Annotated in this window: 11 protein-coding genes; 5 read left to right on the plus strand and 6 right to left on the minus strand. The window is 68.7% G+C overall.

The features are described from left to right. Positions 1 to 370: 370 nt before the first annotated feature. From KA419_02840 to KA419_02855, 4 genes are all read right to left on the minus strand, one after another. Positions 371 to 682, minus strand: a complete 312-nt coding sequence (locus KA419_02840) for a hypothetical protein (protein MBP7864860.1) — start codon at positions 680 to 682, stop codon at positions 371 to 373. A gap of 491 nt (positions 683 to 1,173) precedes the next feature. Beyond that, complete coding sequence (locus tag KA419_02845) at positions 1,174 to 2,484, minus strand: beta-ketoacyl-[acyl-carrier-protein] synthase family protein (protein MBP7864861.1); 1,311 nt, start codon at positions 2,482 to 2,484, stop codon at positions 1,174 to 1,176. A 175-nt stretch (positions 2,485 to 2,659) separates the two neighbouring features. Continuing rightward, positions 2,660 to 3,232 carry a hypothetical protein gene (locus tag KA419_02850; protein ID MBP7864862.1) on the minus strand — a complete coding sequence of 191 codons (573 nt, stop codon included), beginning with the start codon at positions 3,230 to 3,232 and terminating at the stop codon, positions 2,660 to 2,662. A 337-nt stretch (positions 3,233 to 3,569) separates the two neighbouring features. Beyond that, entirely contained in the window at positions 3,570 to 4,343 is a 774-nt protein-coding gene (locus KA419_02855) for an SDR family oxidoreductase (GenBank protein ID MBP7864863.1), read from the minus strand. 135 nt (positions 4,344 to 4,478) lie between these two features. Between KA419_02855 and surE the strand changes: the two genes are divergently transcribed. The 3 genes from surE to KA419_02870 all read left to right on the plus strand — a co-directional run bounded on the left by surE (position 4,479) and on the right by KA419_02870 (position 11,828). Beyond that, entirely contained in the window at positions 4,479 to 5,339 is an 861-nt protein-coding gene (surE, locus tag KA419_02860) for a 5'/3'-nucleotidase SurE (protein MBP7864864.1), read from the plus strand. A gap of 244 nt (positions 5,340 to 5,583) precedes the next feature. Then, the gene (locus KA419_02865; GenBank protein ID MBP7864865.1) at positions 5,584 to 8,610 is read left to right on the plus strand and encodes a TonB-dependent receptor; all 3,027 of its coding nucleotides are present in this window, start codon (positions 5,584 to 5,586) and stop codon (positions 8,608 to 8,610) included. Positions 8,611 to 9,530: 920 nt separating this feature from the next. Continuing rightward, on the plus strand, positions 9,531 to 11,828 hold the full coding sequence (locus KA419_02870) for an Rne/Rng family ribonuclease (GenBank protein MBP7864866.1): 2,298 nt from the start codon (positions 9,531 to 9,533) through the stop codon (positions 11,826 to 11,828). A gap of 398 nt (positions 11,829 to 12,226) precedes the next feature. On the opposite strand, the gene hrpB is transcribed toward KA419_02870, so the two are convergent. Both hrpB and KA419_02880 read right to left on the minus strand, forming a co-directional pair. Continuing rightward, positions 12,227 to 14,779, minus strand: coding sequence for an ATP-dependent helicase HrpB (hrpB, locus tag KA419_02875; GenBank protein ID MBP7864867.1), 2,553 nt, complete (start codon positions 14,777 to 14,779; stop codon positions 12,227 to 12,229). A 13-nt stretch (positions 14,780 to 14,792) separates the two neighbouring features. Further along, positions 14,793 to 15,701 carry an HD domain-containing protein gene (locus tag KA419_02880; protein MBP7864868.1) on the minus strand — a complete coding sequence of 303 codons (909 nt, stop codon included), beginning with the start codon at positions 15,699 to 15,701 and terminating at the stop codon, positions 14,793 to 14,795. Positions 15,702 to 15,833: 132 nt separating this feature from the next. Here KA419_02880 and nadB point away from each other — a divergent pair, with 132 nt between their 5' ends. Then, positions 15,834 to 17,423 (plus strand): L-aspartate oxidase, encoded by a 1,590-nt coding sequence (gene nadB / locus KA419_02885; GenBank protein MBP7864869.1) that lies wholly within the window; start codon positions 15,834 to 15,836, stop codon positions 17,421 to 17,423. Beyond that, the gene (gene nadC / locus KA419_02890) at positions 17,420 to 18,259 is read left to right on the plus strand and encodes a carboxylating nicotinate-nucleotide diphosphorylase (protein ID MBP7864870.1); all 840 of its coding nucleotides are present in this window, start codon (positions 17,420 to 17,422) and stop codon (positions 18,257 to 18,259) included. Before nadB ends, nadC begins: the two co-directional genes overlap by 4 nt.

Here is an 18,259-nt window from a genome sequence, read left to right on the forward strand (position 1 = left end):
GAACGCACCGGCCGGCCGGTCGGACGTTTCGCTGTTCCGGATGATCCCGCCATGAGGGGGGTGCGGGCGTCCCGTCGCATCCGCGCAGGGGACTTTCTGCGTCCGCGTCACACTTGACGACCCCGCAAAACGTCCTATTTTGCCCGTGAATCACGCGAATGAACGCGAATCAGGAGTCAATTCCCCTCGCCTGAAGACGAGGGGAATTGACACGTTCGGGGTTCGGGGGAAACCGGGGCCGGCGGGGGCCCGTGCCCGCCGGGAAAACACGCCCCCGGGCGCGGGTCCGGGACAGGACAACACCCGCCGGCGGCACGGGCGTTCGAGAGAGGGACCGCGGGTGGGACGGCGGGCCGCCCGGGGGAGGAGCCTATTTCGACGCGACGCGGATGTGGGTGGCGACGTCCTTGCCGCCCTCGGACTTGAGGGTGACGGTGACCGGGTCGTTCACCGCGAGTTCGGCGACGGTTTTCTTCGCGCCGACCACCTTGGTGGTGGCCACGATGATGAAGGTCGCTTCGCCGTCCGCGTGCTTGACGGTGATGGACGACGCGTTGACGGCCGAGATCGTGCCGCGGCAGACCGGGGCCTTGAAGGGCGGGTCGGTCGTCTCCTCGGCGACGAGAACGGTGCAGGTGAACAGGAAAAGGACGGCCAGGGCGAGGGCGGATATTCTCTTCATGACGGACCTCCGTGGATGGGTTTCGAATCGGGGGGACGCGACGGACCTGGGGTCCCGGCCCGGGGTTCACGGGTCGATCATAGCGCCCCCCGAACGAAAAAGTCAAGGTCGTCATCCTTTGCGATCTTGGCACCTTGGCGAGATCAATATCCGGATCGGCTCTCGCCAAGGCGCCAAGCCCGCAGAGGAAGACGGCATGGAGCGCCAATCATTTTCCCGACCGAGGTTCGAGAGATCGGCCCCGTAATCCTGCGCGATTTGTCAAAGAGTTCACACAGATGACACCAGGCGTTTTTCCGACACTTCGCCCGGCAACAGAGGCCTCGGAAGGCAAGCGGAAGCGACAACATGCTGGTAAAAGCACAACAGCTGAAGCGCCTGTCGACCTCTCGACTGCGATTGCGACTGCGATTGCGACTGCGATACCGATACCGATACCGATACCGATGAACTTTCCCCGGACCTACAGCCTACAGCCTACAGCCTACAGCCTATAGCCTACAGCCTTCCCCCAAACACAGGCAGGCATTCTGGCCGCCGAAGCCGAAGGAGTTGGAGAGGGCCACGCGGTGGGCTTTCGGACGGGCGGTGTTGGGGACGTAGTCCAGGTCGCACTTGGGGTCGGGGTGCTCGTAGTTGAGGGTGGGCAGCAGGATCGACGCGCGCATGCCCATCAGGGTGAGGATCGCCTCGATGGCCCCGGCGGCGCCGATGGTGTGGCCCAGCATGGACTTGTTGGAGCTGACGGGGACCTCCCGGGCACGCTCCCCCAGGACGGTCTTGAGGGCGCGGGTCTCGGTGGCGTCGTTGAGGAGGGTGGAGGTGCCGTGGGCGTTGACGTACTCCACCGCTTCGGGGCCGAGCCCCGCGTCGGCCAGGGCGCCGCGCATGGCCAGCACCGCCCCCGCCCCCTCGGGGTGGACGTCGGTGATCCGGTACGCGTCGGCGGAATCCCCGTAGCCGAGGACCTCCCCGAGGATCTCGGCCCCCCGGGCCCGCGCGTGCTCGAAATCCTCGAGAACCAGCGCCCCCGCCCCCTCGGACATCACGAAGCCGCTCCGCTTCCGGTCGAAGGGCCTCGAGGCCGCCTCCGGCCGGGTGTACTTCTCCGCCAGCGCCTTCAGGAGCACGAACCCCGTGAACCCCACGAAGGTCAGGGTGGCCTCGCACCCGCCGGCCAGGGCGGCGTCGCAGTACCCTTCCCGGATCAGCCGGGTCGCCTCGCCCACGGCCTGGGCCCCCGCCGCGCAGGCCGAGACCAGGGTCAGGCCCGGCCCCCGGAAGCCGTAGCGCCGGGCCAGGAGGGCCGTGCCCGTGTCGGGCTTCCGGCGGCAGATCTGGAAGGCGTCGTAACCCGGCTGTCCCAGCAGGCCCGGGATGTCCCACTCCCCGGGCGCCGTGCGAAGCCGGTTGAAGAAGAGGACGGCCTCGAGGCCCGGGTTGTCGCCGTGCGCGCCGAGGACGACCGCCACCCGGGCCGGGTCCGCGGAGAACGGCAGGCCGGACTGGATGCAGGCCTCGTCCGCGGCGTGCATCATCCACCGCACGGCCCGCGACATCAACCGCGCGGACGCCGGGTCCACCCCGGGCGGGTGCGCCGGGAGCCTCTCCTCCGGGACCTGCCCCCCCACGGTGCAGGGGAGGCCGCGGGCATCGAAGGCCTCGAGGGCGCGGATGCCGGAGCGTCCCTCCGCCGCGGCGGCGAAGGTTTCGTCCGCCGTCACGCCGAGCGGGGAGACGATCCCCCACCCGGTGATCCCCACCCGCCGTCGTCCCGTTCTCGATTCGCGTTTCGAAATCATGTCCGATGGCCTCGTTCTCCAGGGAAAACAGGGGCAAAGCCGTCAAGCCTCACGCCAGGCCGCCATGCCCCGCCGGGGATAATTGAAGAGCGATCAAAGGCGCGGAGGCGGAAGGGGCCGGTCCCGCAGGACCCGGGAAACGCCCACCCGGGGATTCCGGATCGGAGAAGCCCGTTCACTCGGCGCCGAACAGGTGGGTTTCGTCCTGGACCTTCCGCAGCCACTGCCGGATCAGTTCGTCGCCGTTGACGAACTTCCCCGCGGCGCCGCAGCCGCCGCAGACGATGTGCGTGCCGTCGTCGGTCTTCCAGCACTGCGCACCGCAGGCGGGGCAGGCCTCGGGGAGCGTGTCCAGGGTGCTCAGGACGGCGTCCGCCATGGACCCGACGGTGATCAGCTGAGGGACTTCGTCCACCCCGATCCCGCCGGAGAGGTCCGGCAGGCTGCTGCCGGTGTAGCGGCCCCGGAGAAGCTCCAGGGCCCTGGGGGTCAACCGACCCTCGTCGTCGATGGCGGTGCCTTCGCCGAACATCTCCTCCACGTGCTCCAGGAAGAAGTGCCGGGCCGTCTTGATCCCGAAGGTCTGCTCCACCCGGTAGTTGATGTCCAGAAAGTCCAGGGACTCCGCCCCGAGGTCCTTCACGAAGGACGAATCCTCCGTGACCGCGGCCTCGTCCGCCCGCAGGGTTTCGCGGCAGATCCGCCGCAGCTCCAGGATCACCCGCTCTTTCGTCACCAGCGTTTGCATCTCTCGCTCTCCTTGTCTGACCGCCCCTCCCTCTCCCCACCCACTTCGGCATTGGATTGGTATCGGGGTCGGTATCGGTATCGCAATCGGTATCAGTATAGCAATCGGTATCGCTATCGGTATCGCTATCGGTATCGCAATCGGTATCGATTTCGCAATCGCCATCGCAATCGCTATCGCTGCTTTCGCTCTCCCGTCCTGCCGTCTGACGGCTGCGGGCTTCCAGCCGCTTTCCCCAAAGGCGGGGCCCCGCCCCCGGTTTCCGCCTCGCCTGCCCTGGAGAATCCGCCTCCCTCTCCCGGGTATCCGGTGATCCCCATTGCGCCCATTCCCCCCCCTAGCGCTCCTCCTCCCCTCCGCCCCACCGGAGGCGGTTGGAGAGCCCGCGGTCCACCGTGAGGGTCTGCCCGCGCACCCCGCGCGCGGCGTCGGTGCAAAGGAAGTGCACCACGTCGGCCAGCTCCTCGGGTTCGGTGACGAGGGCCTCGGGGACCCGGTCCAGGCCTTCCCAGACCAGGCGCAGCGTCTTGAAGGCGTCGGTCTTCACGATCCCGCCGCAGACGCCGTTCACCGCGATGCCCCGGGGGGCCAGGCCCTCCGCCAGGTCCCGCACCGCCGCCTCCATGGCCGCCTTCATGGGCCCGAGCGGGTACGAGGGCGAATGGAAGCGGCTCCCAAGGCTGGAGACGAAGACGATCTTCCCCCCCGGCCCCATCAGCGGCAGCATCTCCCGGACACAGAGGATGTTCCCCGTGAAATTGGTGGCCGTCAGCTCCCGGAGTTCCTTCTCCAGCAGGCGTTCCAGGGGTTTGAAGGGCGCCCGGGCGGCGTTGAGCACCAGGAGGTCGAGCCGTCCGAACCCTTCGCGGACGGCGTCAGCCATCCGCCGGATCTCGTCCCGGAGGGCGATGTCCGCGCGGATGACCACGCCCGTGCCGCCGAGGGCCTCGATGTCCCGGAGCACCTCCCGCGCCCGCCGCTCCGCCGGTTCGGCGGCCGAGCGGTGGTTGACGGCGACGCGGGCGCCGGACCGCGCCAACCGCAGGGCGACGGCCCGGCCGATCCCGCGGGACGCGCCCGTCACCAGTGCCGATTTGCCGTCCAGGTCCATGCCATCCCCTTCCCGGCCCGTTGGGTCGGCCGGATCCCGAATCTTAAGCCAACCCTCCCTTCAACGCAACAGGAGAGTTGAATCCCCGGCCCGGCTCCGCTAGAATCGTTTTGAACTTTTCCCGAGGAGTCAACCATGCGAAGAGCCCTGTCGACCGTGACGATCCTGCTTCTCCTGCTCGCCGCGGCGGCCGCTGCGCCGCCCGCCGAGTCCCCCCGCGCCCTGATCCTCCTGTCCAACGACGACGGCGTCGGCGCCCAGGGCCTCGAGGCCATCTACCGCAGCCTGACCGCCTTCGCGGACGTGGTGGTGGTCGCCCCCGCCGACAACCAGAGCGGGGTCAGCCACAACCTGCACTCCTGGGAGCCCATCTACGTGCGGCCCTACAAGATCGACGGCAAGGAGGCCGGCGTCTCGCTGAAGACCACCCCCGCCATGTGCGTGATCATGGGCCTGGAGGCGGAGGGCCTCCTGACCCGGAAACCCGACCTGGTGGTCGCCGGCATCAACCGGGGGTCCAACCCGGGGTGGGTGACGTGGATCTCGGGGACGGCCGCCGCCGCCCGCCAGGCCGCCATGCGCGGGCTGAAGTCCATCGCCCTCTCCATGGAGCGGCGGGAGGGGGACCCCTACGCCGACTACGACGCCATGGCCAGGGCCGTGACGCCCCTGATCCGGAAAGCCCTGGAAACGCCGTTTCCCCCGGGCGTCTTCCTCAACGTGAACGGCCCGGCGGGCGGAAGCTTCAAGGGCATCATCCCGGCTCGCGACAGCCAGGCGGAGCTGAGCTTCAAGTTCGCCCGGGAAACCAACATCCAGGGGAAAACGTACTACTGGGCGAAGGGGGGCCTCCTGCCCGGCGCCTACCCCGACGACACCGACTGGGGGGCCGTCCAGAAGGGTTACATCACCGTCACGGCCCTCACCTGCCGGACGACCCCGGACACGGAGCCGGCGGACTTTCTCGGCAAGCTGGGGCTCACCGCCGCGAAATAATCCAAATTTTTGGATCTTCATTCATTTTTTTGTTCGGAGTTTGTCCCCCCGTTCCGGCGGCGTGAGCCGCCGTTTTTATTTCATTGATGCTGAACACTCTACTCTGAAGGCCCTCCATTCCGATTCCGGGAAAGATCTGGTATCGATTTTGCTTACTCAATGCCTTTGTGACGCAATGGCGTGTCAAAATGGCAGGATTATGAATATGATGCATTCTTTCACAAATCTCAAAGGAGGTTCCTCTATGAAGCACCTGTTTTCCAGATGCGTGCTCCTGACGGCCGCGCTCCTGCTTCTGGGCGGGCTCGCGTTCGGCCAGATGGGGCAGACCTACGGGCGCGTCGAAGGGTCCGTCAAGGACCAGACGGGCGGCGTGATCCCGGGCGTCACCGTGACCATCACCGGCGTGGCCGGTGCCAAGGACATGGTCACCGGCGACTCCGGCGAATTCGCCTTCCCGTTCCTCACCCCCGGCCAGTACGACGTCAAGGCCGAGCTCCAGGGTTTCAAGACCTACGAGCAGAAGAACGTCGTCGTCCGCCTGGGCACCACCACCACCCTTGCGCTGGTGATCACTCCCGGCGAGATCTCCGAAGTGGTCACGGTCAAGGATCAGGCCCCCCTGGTTGACGTCACGTCCACCACGGTCGGCGCCAACATCTCCGACGACCTGTACACCTCCATCCCCATGCGCCGTAACTTCACGGCCATCTTCAACCTCGCCCCCGGCGTCAGCGACGGCGGCGGCACCGGCGCGTCCAACCCGTCCATCGGCGGCGCTTCCGGTCTCGAGAACAACTACGTCGTCGACGGCGTGAACGTCACCAACGCCGGCTACGGCTCCCTGGGCGCCTACTCCAACGTGTACGGCTCCCTGGGCAGCGGCGTCAACTTCGACTTCGTTCAGGAAGTCCAGATCAAGTCCGGCGGCTTCGAGGCCGAGTACGGCCAGAGCACCGGCGGCGTGGTCAACGTCATCACCAAGTCCGGCGGCAACGAGTTCCACGGCGGCGTGTACTTCTACGCCTCCCCCTCCGGCTGGGCGGCCCGCCGCAAGCAGATCAACCTCTACCGCGAGCAGAAGAACACCATGGTCCTGGCCCGCCAGGCCTACGACATCAGCGGCGACCTGAGCGGCTATGTCTGGAAAGACAAGCTGTTCTTCTACTTCGGCTTCAACCCCCAGTGGAACAAGACCTACCGGCGCGCCCCGGACGGCATGGGCCAGCTGATCGACGGCCTGGCCATCTACGAGCAGAAGGAGCGCATCTACTCCTGGTCCGGCAAGCTGACCTTCATCGCCTCCAGCAACCACAACTTCGAGTTCTCCTCCTTCGCCGACCCGTCCTACACCGGGACCGGCCCGAACCGCGGCATGACCTCCGAAGGCGACATCCGGTACAGCAAGCTCAACTACGGCTCCTGGAACTGGATCGGCCGCTACAACGGCGTCATCAACCCCAAGTGGTTCATCACGGCCTCCCTGGGCCGCGCCTTCAACCGGTTCAACGAGTCCTTCCTCTACAGCGAGGCTTACCCCTTCCGGAACTACATCGACTACTACTACGACTACTACCTGCCGACCCACCCGGGTGCGGCCCCCGGCAACTACAGCTACTTCGTCGATGGCGGCCCCGGCTTCTACGAGAACAACGAGGGCCAGAACTACCAGTTCAACATCAAGAACACCGTCAACTTCAACCTGGTGGGCGAGCACTCCCTCGACATCGGCTACCTGTATGAAGACGTCAAGTACGACGCCATCCGGCAGTACACCGGCCCGCGCGTCGTTGTCCCGGCCTACGCCGGCTTCCCGGGCGGCACCACCAACGGCGCGTCCTGCTACTTCCAGTGGATCCGCCTCGCCAGCGGCAACATCTGGGACCGCAACGGCGACGGCGTCATCAACCGTGACGACGCGGTGTTCCGCCAGATCCGCGGCAACGTGACCCCGCCGGCCGTGGCCACCACGACCAAGTACCACTCCTTCTACTTCCAGGACGCCTGGAAGATCTCCTCGAAGATCACCTTCAAGTACGGCCTCCGCTACGACTACCAGAAGATGGCCGGCAGCGGCGCCGAGGCGATCTCCTACGCCTTCAAGGGCAACTGGGCCCCCCGCTTCGGCCTCATCTACGACGTCTACGGCGACGGCAAGATGAAGATCTACGGCTCCTGGGGCAAGTTCTACGAGAAGGTCCCCAACGACATCTGCGTCCGCGCCATGTCCTCCGAAACCGGTGTCACCACCGCGTTCTGGGGCGATCCCGCCCTCACCCAATTCCTGAACCCGGCCCTGGCCGCCGCGGGCTACGCCCCCGCCAACACCCTCTCCATCACGGGTTCCCACCCGACCTACATCGTCCCCGGGACCGACACCGGCAGCACCTACCAGTTCGTGCTGGGCGTCGACCGGCAGCTCACCCCCACCCTCAGCCTCGGCGCCCGCTTCATCTGGAGCACCATCGGCAAGTGCCTCGAGGACGTCAGCGGCGGGACCGCCCAGATGGGCTACGACGGCTTCCCCACCGACTACGTCATCGCCAACCCCACCTACGCGGGTGACATCTTCATCAACGCCACCGGCGTGCTGGGCTCCGACGGTCTCCCGGACGGCTTCGCCGACGTGGAACGCTCCTACCAGGCCCTCGAGGTCACCCTGGAAAAGCGCTTCTCCAACGGCTTCCAGTTCATGGCCAACTACCGCCTCTCCAAGCTGTGGGGCAACTACGAAGGCCTGTTCCGGAACGACAACGGCCAGGACGACCCCAACATCACCTCGCTGTACGACTTCCGCGACGGCCCGGAAATCAACCCCGACACCGGCATGAAGTGGCTCGGCTACCAGTTCGTCCCCGGCTACCTCAACACCGACCGCCGGCACATCTTCAACTTCAACGGGTCCTATACCTTCCCGCAGAAGATCACGGTCGGGGCCGGCGTGCGCTGCACCAGCGGCGCCCCCATCACCCCGCTGGGCACCCACCCGGTGTACCAGAACGACGGCGAGATCCCGATGACCCCGCGCGGCTCTGCCGGCCGGGGCGCCTGGGTCAACACCGTCGACCTCCACTGCGACTACCCGTGGCAGGTGACGGACAGCGTTCGCGTCCGCTTCGCCATCGACCTGTTCAACGTGTTCAATCGTCGTCAGCCGACCACCTACGACGAGAACATCCAGCAGTCCTTCGAGACCAACGTCGACTACCTGACGGCCCTCAGCTTCCAGGCGCCCTTCAGCGCCCGGGCTTCCGTCCGCGTCGAGTTCTAATCGAATCCAGGGTTAAGTAACCCCGAAAGCAGGGCCCGCAGGGGCCCTGCTTTTTTTTCGGGCGGGAACAGGGGAGGGGGTGTCGGGTTTCGGGTGTCGGGTGTCGTTAGAATACCCACCTGGATAAATTGGACAAAACCACGGATGGACACGGATGGACACGGATGGACGGGAGTATGAGCCCCGGAATACACGGAGATCGAACCACGAACCACACGAACCACACGAAGGAAGAAAGAAGAAGGAAGAAGGAAGAAAACGGGAGACAGGCGAGCGGAAACCGGAGAGGGCGTCCGGCCGATTCACGTCCGGGCTTTATCGGTTACGATCCGGCCAACGGGACGCCGGTCCCGTTCGCCTTTCTGCCTGGCTGCCTCCAGCGGATTTTGCACCCCATCCCGTCTTCCTTTGCGAGCTTTGCGCCTTGGCGAGATCATGATTCGGATCGTCTCTCGCCAAGGCGCAAAGCTCGCAAAGGAAAACGATTTGCCAGGGATGTGCCCAAGGGAAACGAAAGCTTGCCTTTACCGGTACACCCCGCCTCCGGGAGAAAGCTGCCGGAATGTCTTTCACAGAGGAAGAGAAGCGGCGTCTCCCCTTGGCGTGAACCGGCCTCACGAAGTTCAATTACCGTGGATTTCATGGTTCCCTTCTCCGGGCGGGGATGAACGACAACAGTCCATGATACTTTTGTTTGAGCCATCGCCCGGAGAGCGAAGGCACTTTTTACGGGGATGTCAAGGACAAATTTTCTTCTCGGTCAAAAAAATCTTTGGACTTCCCCCGTTTCAGTGTTATTATCCTTTTTCGGTTTTGCCGCGCCCCGGCCGTGGGAATTCGATGAAAACCGACGGGCGTGCCGAGATTTGGCCTAAAGCCTCCGAATTCCCCCAACAAAATCAGACCCGTTGAGGTGAAAAATGAACCGTGACCTCATGGTGCACGTCACCCCCTTCGAGGTGCATGTAGCCATCCTCGAAGACGACGTGCTCGTGGAATACCATGTCGAGCGCCGCCGCGACCGCAGCATCGTGGGCAACATCTACAAGGGCCGGGTGGACAAGGTCCTCCCGGGGATGCAGTCCGCCTTCGTGGACGTGGGCATCGACAAGAACGCCTTCCTCTACGTGACCGACTTTCTGGAGGAGTTCTCCGAGCTGGCCGAGACCGTGGAGGACGACGGGGTCCGCCCCCCGCAGACACCCCGGCGCCCCGGCGAACTCCCCGCGGTTTCCGTCGCGGCCGAACCCGTCCCGGCCGAAGCCGGCGAACCCGCCGAGCCGCAAGCGGCGGCGGCCGAACCGACCGCAGACACCCCCGACGCGGCACCGCCCCCGGCCGACGGCCAGGCGCCCCGCCCCGCCGGCGAACGGCGCGGGCGCCACCGTTCCCGCCGACGCGGGCGCTCCCGCTCGGCCTCCCCCGACGGCGCCCAGGCAGCGTCCCCGGCGGGCCAAGCCCCCGCCGAGCCTGCCGGTGCGCCCGAAACCGCGGGGAGCCCGGCCTCGGCGCGGGAAGAAACCCACCCGGCGCCGGCCCCCGAACCGGTTTCCCAGCCCGAACCCGCCTCGGCGCCCCAGCCGGCGCCCCCGGTGGAACCCGGCCCCAAAGCCGAGGCCGGCCCCCGGACGGAACGGCCGTCCCGGTACGCGGCCCCCGGCGCCCGGTCGCGGCTCCGTTCCGGTTCCGCGCGCAAACCCGAAGCGGCCCCCGCCCCCGAGCCGGCGGCGGCGCCCGCGCCGGAACCGCCGTCCCCCGCGCCCGTTCCTGAAGCCCCCGCCGACAGCCCGGCCGCCAAGCCCGTCCGGCGGCGCCGGACGACCCGCGCCGCCGCCCCCAAAAAAGGGGACGGCGCCCCCGACGCCGGGTCCGGTCTGACGGAGGGAACGTCCCGAATCACCCTGCCCGACGAGGGCGCGTCCTTCTCCCAGGGACGTTCCCGGGGCCGGCGCCGGCGCGGCGGCGGCGGCACCGGCAACCGCAACTTCAACACCGCGGCGGAGAACGAGCCGGGCAACATCTCCAGCATGCTCAAGCAGGGGCAGGAGATCATCGTCCAGGTGGTGAAGGAGCCCATCTCCCTCAAGAGCGCCCGCATCACCTCCCACATCTCCCTCCCGGGGCGGATGCTGGTTTTCCTCCCCACCTTCAACCGCATCGGCGTCTCCCGCAAGATCCGCTCCGACGGGGAGCGGCGGCGGCTTCGCCAGATCGTGAAGGGGCACCTCGGCGACCGGAGCGGCGGGTTCATCATCCGCACCGCCAGCGAGGGGTGCACCGAGGCGGAACTCACCCAGGACGTCGACTTCCTGCTGGGGACCTGGCAGGAAATCCAGTCCCACAGCGCCACCGACAAGGCCCCGACCCTCCTGTACGAGGAGCCCGGCCTGGTGGAGCGCCTCCTGCGGGACCGGCTGGACGAGAGCGTCCAGACCATCTGGGTGGACGACGAGGCCCAGTACGCTTCCGTGGTCTCCTTCATGGGGCGCTTCATGCCCGCCATGCTGGGGAAGGTGAAGCTCTTCAACCGGCCCGAGAGCCTCTTCGAGTTCTTCAACCTCGTCCCCGAGATCCAGAAGGCCATGCGCCAGAAGGTCTGGCTCAAGTCGGGCGGCTACATCGTCATCAACCACGCCGAGGCCATGGTGGCCATCGACGTGAACACCGGCCGCTTCGTGGGCAAGAACAGCAACTTCGAGGAGACCATCACCAAGACCAACCTCGACGCCGCCAAGGAGATCGTCCGGCAGATCCGCCTGCGCAACCTGGGCGGGATCATCGTCCTGGACTTCATCGACATGCAGGACAAGAAGGGCCGCAAGGCGGTGATGGACGTCCTGATGCAGGAACTCCGCAAGGACAAGGCACCGTCGAAAGTCCTCTCCTTCAACGATTTCGGCCTGGTGGCCATGACGCGAAAGCGGACGGCGGGGGCCCTGGAGAAGGCCCTCTCCGACCCCTGCCCCTTCTGCGAGGGGAACGGTTTCGTGAAGTCCGTCTCCTCCACCTGCTTCGACATCTTCTCCACGGCGGACCGCATGCGGGGCACCCTCAAGGGGCAGACCGTGCTTATCCGCGCCCACACCGACGTCATCCGCTCCCTCAAGGGCGAGTCGGCGGACGTGCTGACCGAGATCAAGCGGCTCTGCGGGAACGACGTGGTCCTGGTCCCCGACCCGCTCATGCCCTTCCACGCCTTCGACATCTCCACCACCTGAGTTTTGGCCGGCAGGCGGGGGACGACCCCCGCCCGCCGATTCTCATAAAGCGGCCGCTTCCGCGCCTTCACGGGCCCGGAAGCGGTTGTGTTTCCGGGGCGAGGCAGCCGGAAAGAGCGGCAAAGGACAAAAGGACCTAAAGGACCAAAGGGACCGAAAGGACGGCGCGCCCCGACGGTCTGGAAAGCCGTGCCGGGAGTGTCTTGCCCTGCCGTTCCGGGGGTGATTTCCCTACCGTGCCGGGCGCTCCTTCCTCACCGCGCCCTGGCTGTCGCTGTCCTTTATGTCCTTTTGGTCCTTTTGGTCCTTTACGTCCTTTCCCGCCCTCTCTGCTCCCTCGACCTGTCAACAGCCATCAGCCTAACAACCTTCAGCCTATCAGCCTTCAGCCTATCAGCCTACCCCCTTCTCCCCGGCGGCGCCGCGGAACGCGGGTCCTCGGGCCAGTCGTGCTTCGGGTAGCGGCGGGAGAGGCGGCGGCGCAGCTCGGGGTAGGCCCGGTCCCAGAAACCGTCCAGGTCCGCCGTCACCTGGACCGGCCGGTGGTTGGGCGCCAGCAGGTGCAGCGTGAGGGGGACGGCGCCCCCGCCCACCCGCGGCGGTTTCACGGTCCCGAAGAAGTCCTGGATCCGGGATGCGGCCCAGGGCGACGGCCCGTCCTCGTAGTGCACCGCGACCCGCCGTCCGGCGCCGACGGTCACCGTCCGCGGCGCCAGCTGCTCCAGGAGGGCCGACGCGGACGGGTCCAGCAGGTCGCGGAGATACTCCTCCAGCGACCGCAACGCGATCTGCCGGAAGGCGTGCCTCCCCGCGCAGAGGTGATCGAGCAGGCGGCCCCGGTCGTCCCCCGCCAGGTCGGGGAGGCCGGGGTCCCGTCCGATGGACCGCAGGAAGGCCCGGCGGCCGGCGTAGGTCCGCAGCGGCCCCTCGTCGGGGAACGGCTTCGGCCAGGCCTGTTCCAGGGCCCGGCGGAGGACCGCCTCCAGCGCGGGGCCCTCCCCCCGCAGCGGGCGGCTCTCGAGGACCAGCGCGCCGTAGCACAGCGTCCGCCGCCCCTCCGCCTGCAGGGTTTCGCCGTTCCAGGCGCACGCCTCCGACTCGCGGAGCCACGCGCCCCCGGCCTCGACCAGCAGTTCCGGCGAGATCCCCACCGCCGTCTGGACCCGGGCGGACGCGGGGCCGCCGGACGAGGCCGGGGCGTCCTCGGCATCCACGGCGATCAACCAGTCCTCGTTCCGGACCACGCTTTCCGGCGAGAGAAGGGCCCCGCCGCCCACGCAGAGCTGGAGCTCGATCCGGTCGGGCATGCCCTGCCGGCCCCACTCCCGGCGACGCACCGACGCCACCCGGTCGGGGAAGCCCGCCAGGAAACAGGCGGCCAGGGCGTCCGGGTCGGGCCGGCCCAGGCCCTGCCGTTCGGTCCAGCCCAGGGCGGGCGCCAGCCGCCGGACGGCCTCCCGGACGCGCTCGACCCGCGCCCGGTCCAGGTGACGGTCCGCCTCGCCCCGCCGCCCCGCCGCCGCGGACCGAAGCCGTTCGAGCTGAAAGGACACGTCGGAGTCGGCGGCATCGGCGGCGGGGACGCCGCGCCGGAGCACCATCCCCTCGTTCACCAGCACCGCCGCCCCGAGGGCGGCCGGGCACGCCCGCCGCAGGCCCTCCGCCACCACCCGCGACAGGCGGGGATGGAGGGGAAGGGTGGACATCCGCTCGCCCTCCGCCGTCAACCCCCCGTCGGCATCCAGCGCGCCGAGGTCCCGGAGGAGCCCGGCGGCCGCGTCCCAGCGCTCGGGCGGCGGCGGGTCGGGCCAGGGCAGGTCCCGGAGGTCCGCCGGCACGGCTTCCAGGCCGCGCGTGACGGCATGAAGCTCCAGGACAAGCTGGGAAAGGTCCAGCCGGAGCACTTCGGGCGCCTCGGCCTCCCGGCGGGCCTCGAAGTCCCTCAACGTGTAGAGCCGTTTCACCACGCCGGGGGCGGTCCGCCCCGCCCGGCCCACCCGCTGGACGGCGGAGGCCCGGCTGACGGGCCTCACGTCCAGCGTCGGGAGACCGCTCCACGGGGCATGGCCGGGGATCCGGGCCAGCCCGGAGTCCACGACCCCCGTCACGCCCTCCACGGTGACGGAGGTTTCCGCGACGTTGGTGGCCAGGATGACCTTCCGCCGGCCGGAGGGGGCGAAGACCGCGGCCTGTTCCGCCGGCGGCAGGTCGGCCCAGAGTTCCGTCACCCGGAGCCCGGCCCGCTCCGCGACGTCCTTCAGGGCTTCCCCCGCCCGGCGGATCTCGGCGATGCCCGGCAGGAAGACCAGCACGTGCCCCGGGCAGTCCGGCCGCCCGGCCAGCTCCGCCACGGCGGCGGCGACCCGCATCGGCAGCGGCCGGTCCGAGGGTCCGCCGGCGTGTTCCACCGTCACGGGGTGAACGGTGCCCCCGCAACGGAAGGCGGCCCCCCCGAAGCGGCCCGCGAGGCCCTCCGCCCCGAGGGTCGCGGACATGACCACCAGCCGCAGGTCCGGCCGGGTCGTGGCCTGGAGGTGCCGGACGAGGGCGAAGGCGGCGTCGGCGTGGAGGCTTCGCTCGTGGAACTCGTCCAGGACGACGCAGGCGGCGTCCTCGAGCCGGGGGTCGTCGAGGAGCCGGCGCGGGAAGAGGCCCTCCGTGAGGTAAAGCACCCGGGTGGCGGGCGATTCCGCCCCCTCGAACCGGACCCGGTAGCCGACACGGCCGCCCACCTCCTCCCCGGCTTCGGACGCCGCGCGACGGGCCGCCAGCCGGGCGGCCAGGCGGCGGGGCTCCAGCACCAGGACCCGCCCGCCCAGCGCCGCGGCGAGGGCCGGCGGGACGCGGGTGGTCTTCCCCGAGCCGGGCTCGGCCTGCACCAGGGTGAGGGCGTGGCCGTGCACGCACCCGACGAGGTCGGGAAGATGGGGGTCGATGGGGAGGGGCTGCATGCGGGAGGCGGCTTCAGCTGACGAGTTCGGCGTCCTTCAGGGCCTGGCCGAAAGCGTCCACCAGCCCGGGGTCATAGCGCTTCCCGGCCTCCTTCTTCAGCTCCTCGAGCGCGTCGGGAAGGGAGACGGCGAGCCGGTACGTGTTGGTGTTGGTCATGGCGTCGAAGGACTCGGCGATGGAGAGGATCCTCGCGAAGAGCGGGATTTCCTCCTCCCTCAGGCGGTCGGGGTACCCGGTGCCGTCGTAGTTCTCGTGGTGGTAGCGGATGGCGGGAACGAGGTCCTGCCAGAGATGGACCCGGGACACCATCTGGGCCCCCAGTGCCGGGTGCAGCTTGAAGTGGTTGGGGTTCCCCCGGGACTCGCGGGGGATCTTGACCATCCCGATGTCGTGGAGCAAGGCCGCGAAGTGGACCTGGCGCCGCTCTTCCTCGGAGAGCCCGACCTGCCGGGACATCATGTCCGCGTACCGGGCCACGTTCCGGAGGTGGCTCATGGGGAGCATGTCCCCCTCCAGGCTCATGACCAGGAGTTCCACGGCGTGGGTGAAGAAGTTGATCTGGACCTCGTCGAGGGCGGACGGCCTGATCTCCGCCGACTTCTCCTCCGCCGGGCCCTGCTCGGCCGGCCGGGCCGCCGGCGCCTCCCCCTCGACGGGTTTTTCCGCCGCTTCCCCCTCGGCGGGGGCCCCAACCCGCACCGCGGCCTGGCGCCGCTTGAAAAGGCTCAGGATGACCCCGAGGACCGTCAGGACGGAGGCGGCGGCGGACACCCACATCCACGGCTCGACCCGCTCGCGGAGCAGGACCACCGAGACGACGGCCGACGGGAAGAGGGCCAGAACGCAGAACCACCACCCTCTCCCGTAATCGTCTCTCGCCCGGAGTTCCTCGACCTGTCCTGGAGCTTCTTTCAACATCATGGCCGTCCCGTGCGCGTCGGCGTCAGTGTAGACGGGGCGGGCGGTGTTGTCAACCCTCGTTTGATTTGGGCTTTGCAATCGCGGTGATCTGTGCGAGAATCCCCCGGAAGGAGACGACCCATGCCGGCGGCGATGAACACGGACATCCTGGTCATCGGCTCGGGGATCGCCGGGCTCAGCGCGGCCATCCCCCTCGCGGAGGCCTACCGCGTCCTGGTGGTCACGAAGGGCGAACTCTTCAACTGCAACACGGACAAGGCCCAGGGCGGCATCGCCGCGGCCATGCGGGAGGAGGACTCCCCTTTCCTCCACTTCCAGGACACCATGAGCGCCGGCGACTCCCTCTGCCGCGAGGAGGCCCTGCGGCACATGGTGGAGCAGGGTCCCGTCTGCGTCAACACGTTGATCGCCTGGGGCGCGCGTTTCGACCGGGAGGGGTCCCGGCTCGCCTTCTGCCGCGAGGGCGCCCACCGGATGAACCGCATCCTGCACGCCCACGGGGACGCCACCGGCCACGAGATCATGTCCACCCTGGCCCGGAAGGCCCGGTCCATCGAAAACATCCGCATCCTGGAGCACGTTGCGACCGTGGGCCTCGACGTCGAGGGCGGGACCTGCCGGGGGGCCGTGTCCGCCCACCTGGGCTCGGGCGAGGTGTACCGGATCCGGTCCCGGGGGACCGTCCTGGCCACCGGCGGCGCGGGGCGGTTGTACCGCCGCACCACCAACTCCGAACTCGCCACGGGGGACGGTTTCGCCATGGCCTACCGGGTGGGGGCCGTCATCGAGGACATGGAGTTCGTCCAGTTCCACCCGACCAGTTTCCACCGGGAGGGGTGCACCGAGTTCCTGCTCTCCGAGGCCATGCGGGGGGAAGGCGGCCTGCTCCGGAACCTCCGCGGCGAGCGCTTCATGCCCCGGTTCCACCCCCTGGCGGAACTGGCCCCGCGGGACGTCGTGAGCCGGTCGATCCTGAGGGAGATGGAAGCCACGGGAACAGACCACGTCCTCCTCGACATGACCCACTTCAAGGCGACGTTTCTGCGGAAGCGCTTTCCCGGGCTCTTCGCCCGGTGCCTCGCCCAGGGGATCGACTTCTCCCGGGAACCCATCCCCGTCTCCCCGGCGGCCCACTACTTCATGGGCGGCGTCAAGGTCGACCTCGGGGGTTGCACCAGCATCCGGGGGCTCTTCGCCTGCGGCGAGACCGCCTGCACCGGCGTCCACGGCGCCAACCGGCTGGCCAGCAACTCGCTCCTGGAGGGGCTGGTGTTCGGCAAGCACACCGGGGAGAACCTGGTGGCCAACCCCGGCCTCCTGGCCCCCGGGGACGGCGGCGACCCCTCCCCGCCCGACGCTTGCCCCGCCGGGACCGTCGCCCTGGGGCCGGACCCCGGGGCGGAAGCGCTGAAAGCGGAGTTTCGGGACCTGATGTGGGGACGGGTGGGCATCATCCGCACCGAGGAGGGCCTGGCCGCGGCGGAAGACCGGATTCGGGCGATGCGGGCCGCGCTCGGGACGCCCCGCTCGCTGGCGGCCCTGGAAACCGACCGGTCGCTGCAGGCAGGCCTGCTGGTCGCGGTGTCGGCCAGGGCCCGGAAAAGCAGCTGGGGCGGACATTTCCGGGCCGATCACCCCGGCAAGGCCGGGTCGGGCAACCGGCACGTGAACGTCGTCCGGGCCGGGACCGGTGACGACCCCGCCATCACCTGGACGGAATGATCATGAACAACAGTCTGGTGCAACGCGAAATCAGACGTTTTCTCCGGGAGGACATCGGCCCCGGCGACCTGACCACGGGCTGCCTGCCCGGCCTGGCCGACCGCGTCGTGGAGGCCCGGTTCGCCGCCCGCGAGGCGGGGACCCTGGCCGGCCTCGACTTCGCCCTGGAGGTTTTCCGGGCCCTCGACCCCCGCGTGGCGTGGGCGGGCGTTTCCCGGCGGGATGGGAGCACCCTCGCCCCGGGCGAGGGGATCGCCACGGTCCGGGGCCCCGCACCCGCGCTCCTGACGGGGGAGCGAACGGCCCTGAACATCCTGCAGCGTCTCTCCGGGATCGCCACCCAGGCCCGCCGCTTCGCCTCGGCGCTGGACGGCAGCCGCACCGTCCTCCTGGACACCCGGAAGACCACCCCCGGTTTCCGTTACTTCGAAAAGTACGCGGTCCGGGTCGGCGGCGGGCACAACCATCGCCTCGGGCTCTTCGACGGCGTCATGATCAAGGACAACCACATCGCCGCGGTGGGCGGGATCACCGAAGCCGTCCGGTGCGCCCGGGCCCACGCCCCCGTCACGGTCCGCGTCGAGGTGGAAGCGGACACCCTGGACCAGGTCCGCGAGGCCGTCGAGGCCGGGGCCGACATCATCATGCTGGACAACATGCCCCCCGGGCGGATCGCCGAGGCGCAGGCCGTGATCGCGGGGAAGGCGCTCGTCGAGGTCTCCGGCAGGGTGCGGCTGGAGGACCTGCCGGCCCTGGCTTCCCTCGGGGTGGATTTCATCTCGACCTCGGCCGTCGTCACCCGGGCGCCCTGGCTCGACATCGGCCTGGACATGTGA

Source organism: Acidobacteriota bacterium (genome assembly GCA_018001935.1).
Taxonomy (GTDB): domain Bacteria; phylum Acidobacteriota; class JAAYUB01; order JAAYUB01; family JAAYUB01; genus JAGNHB01.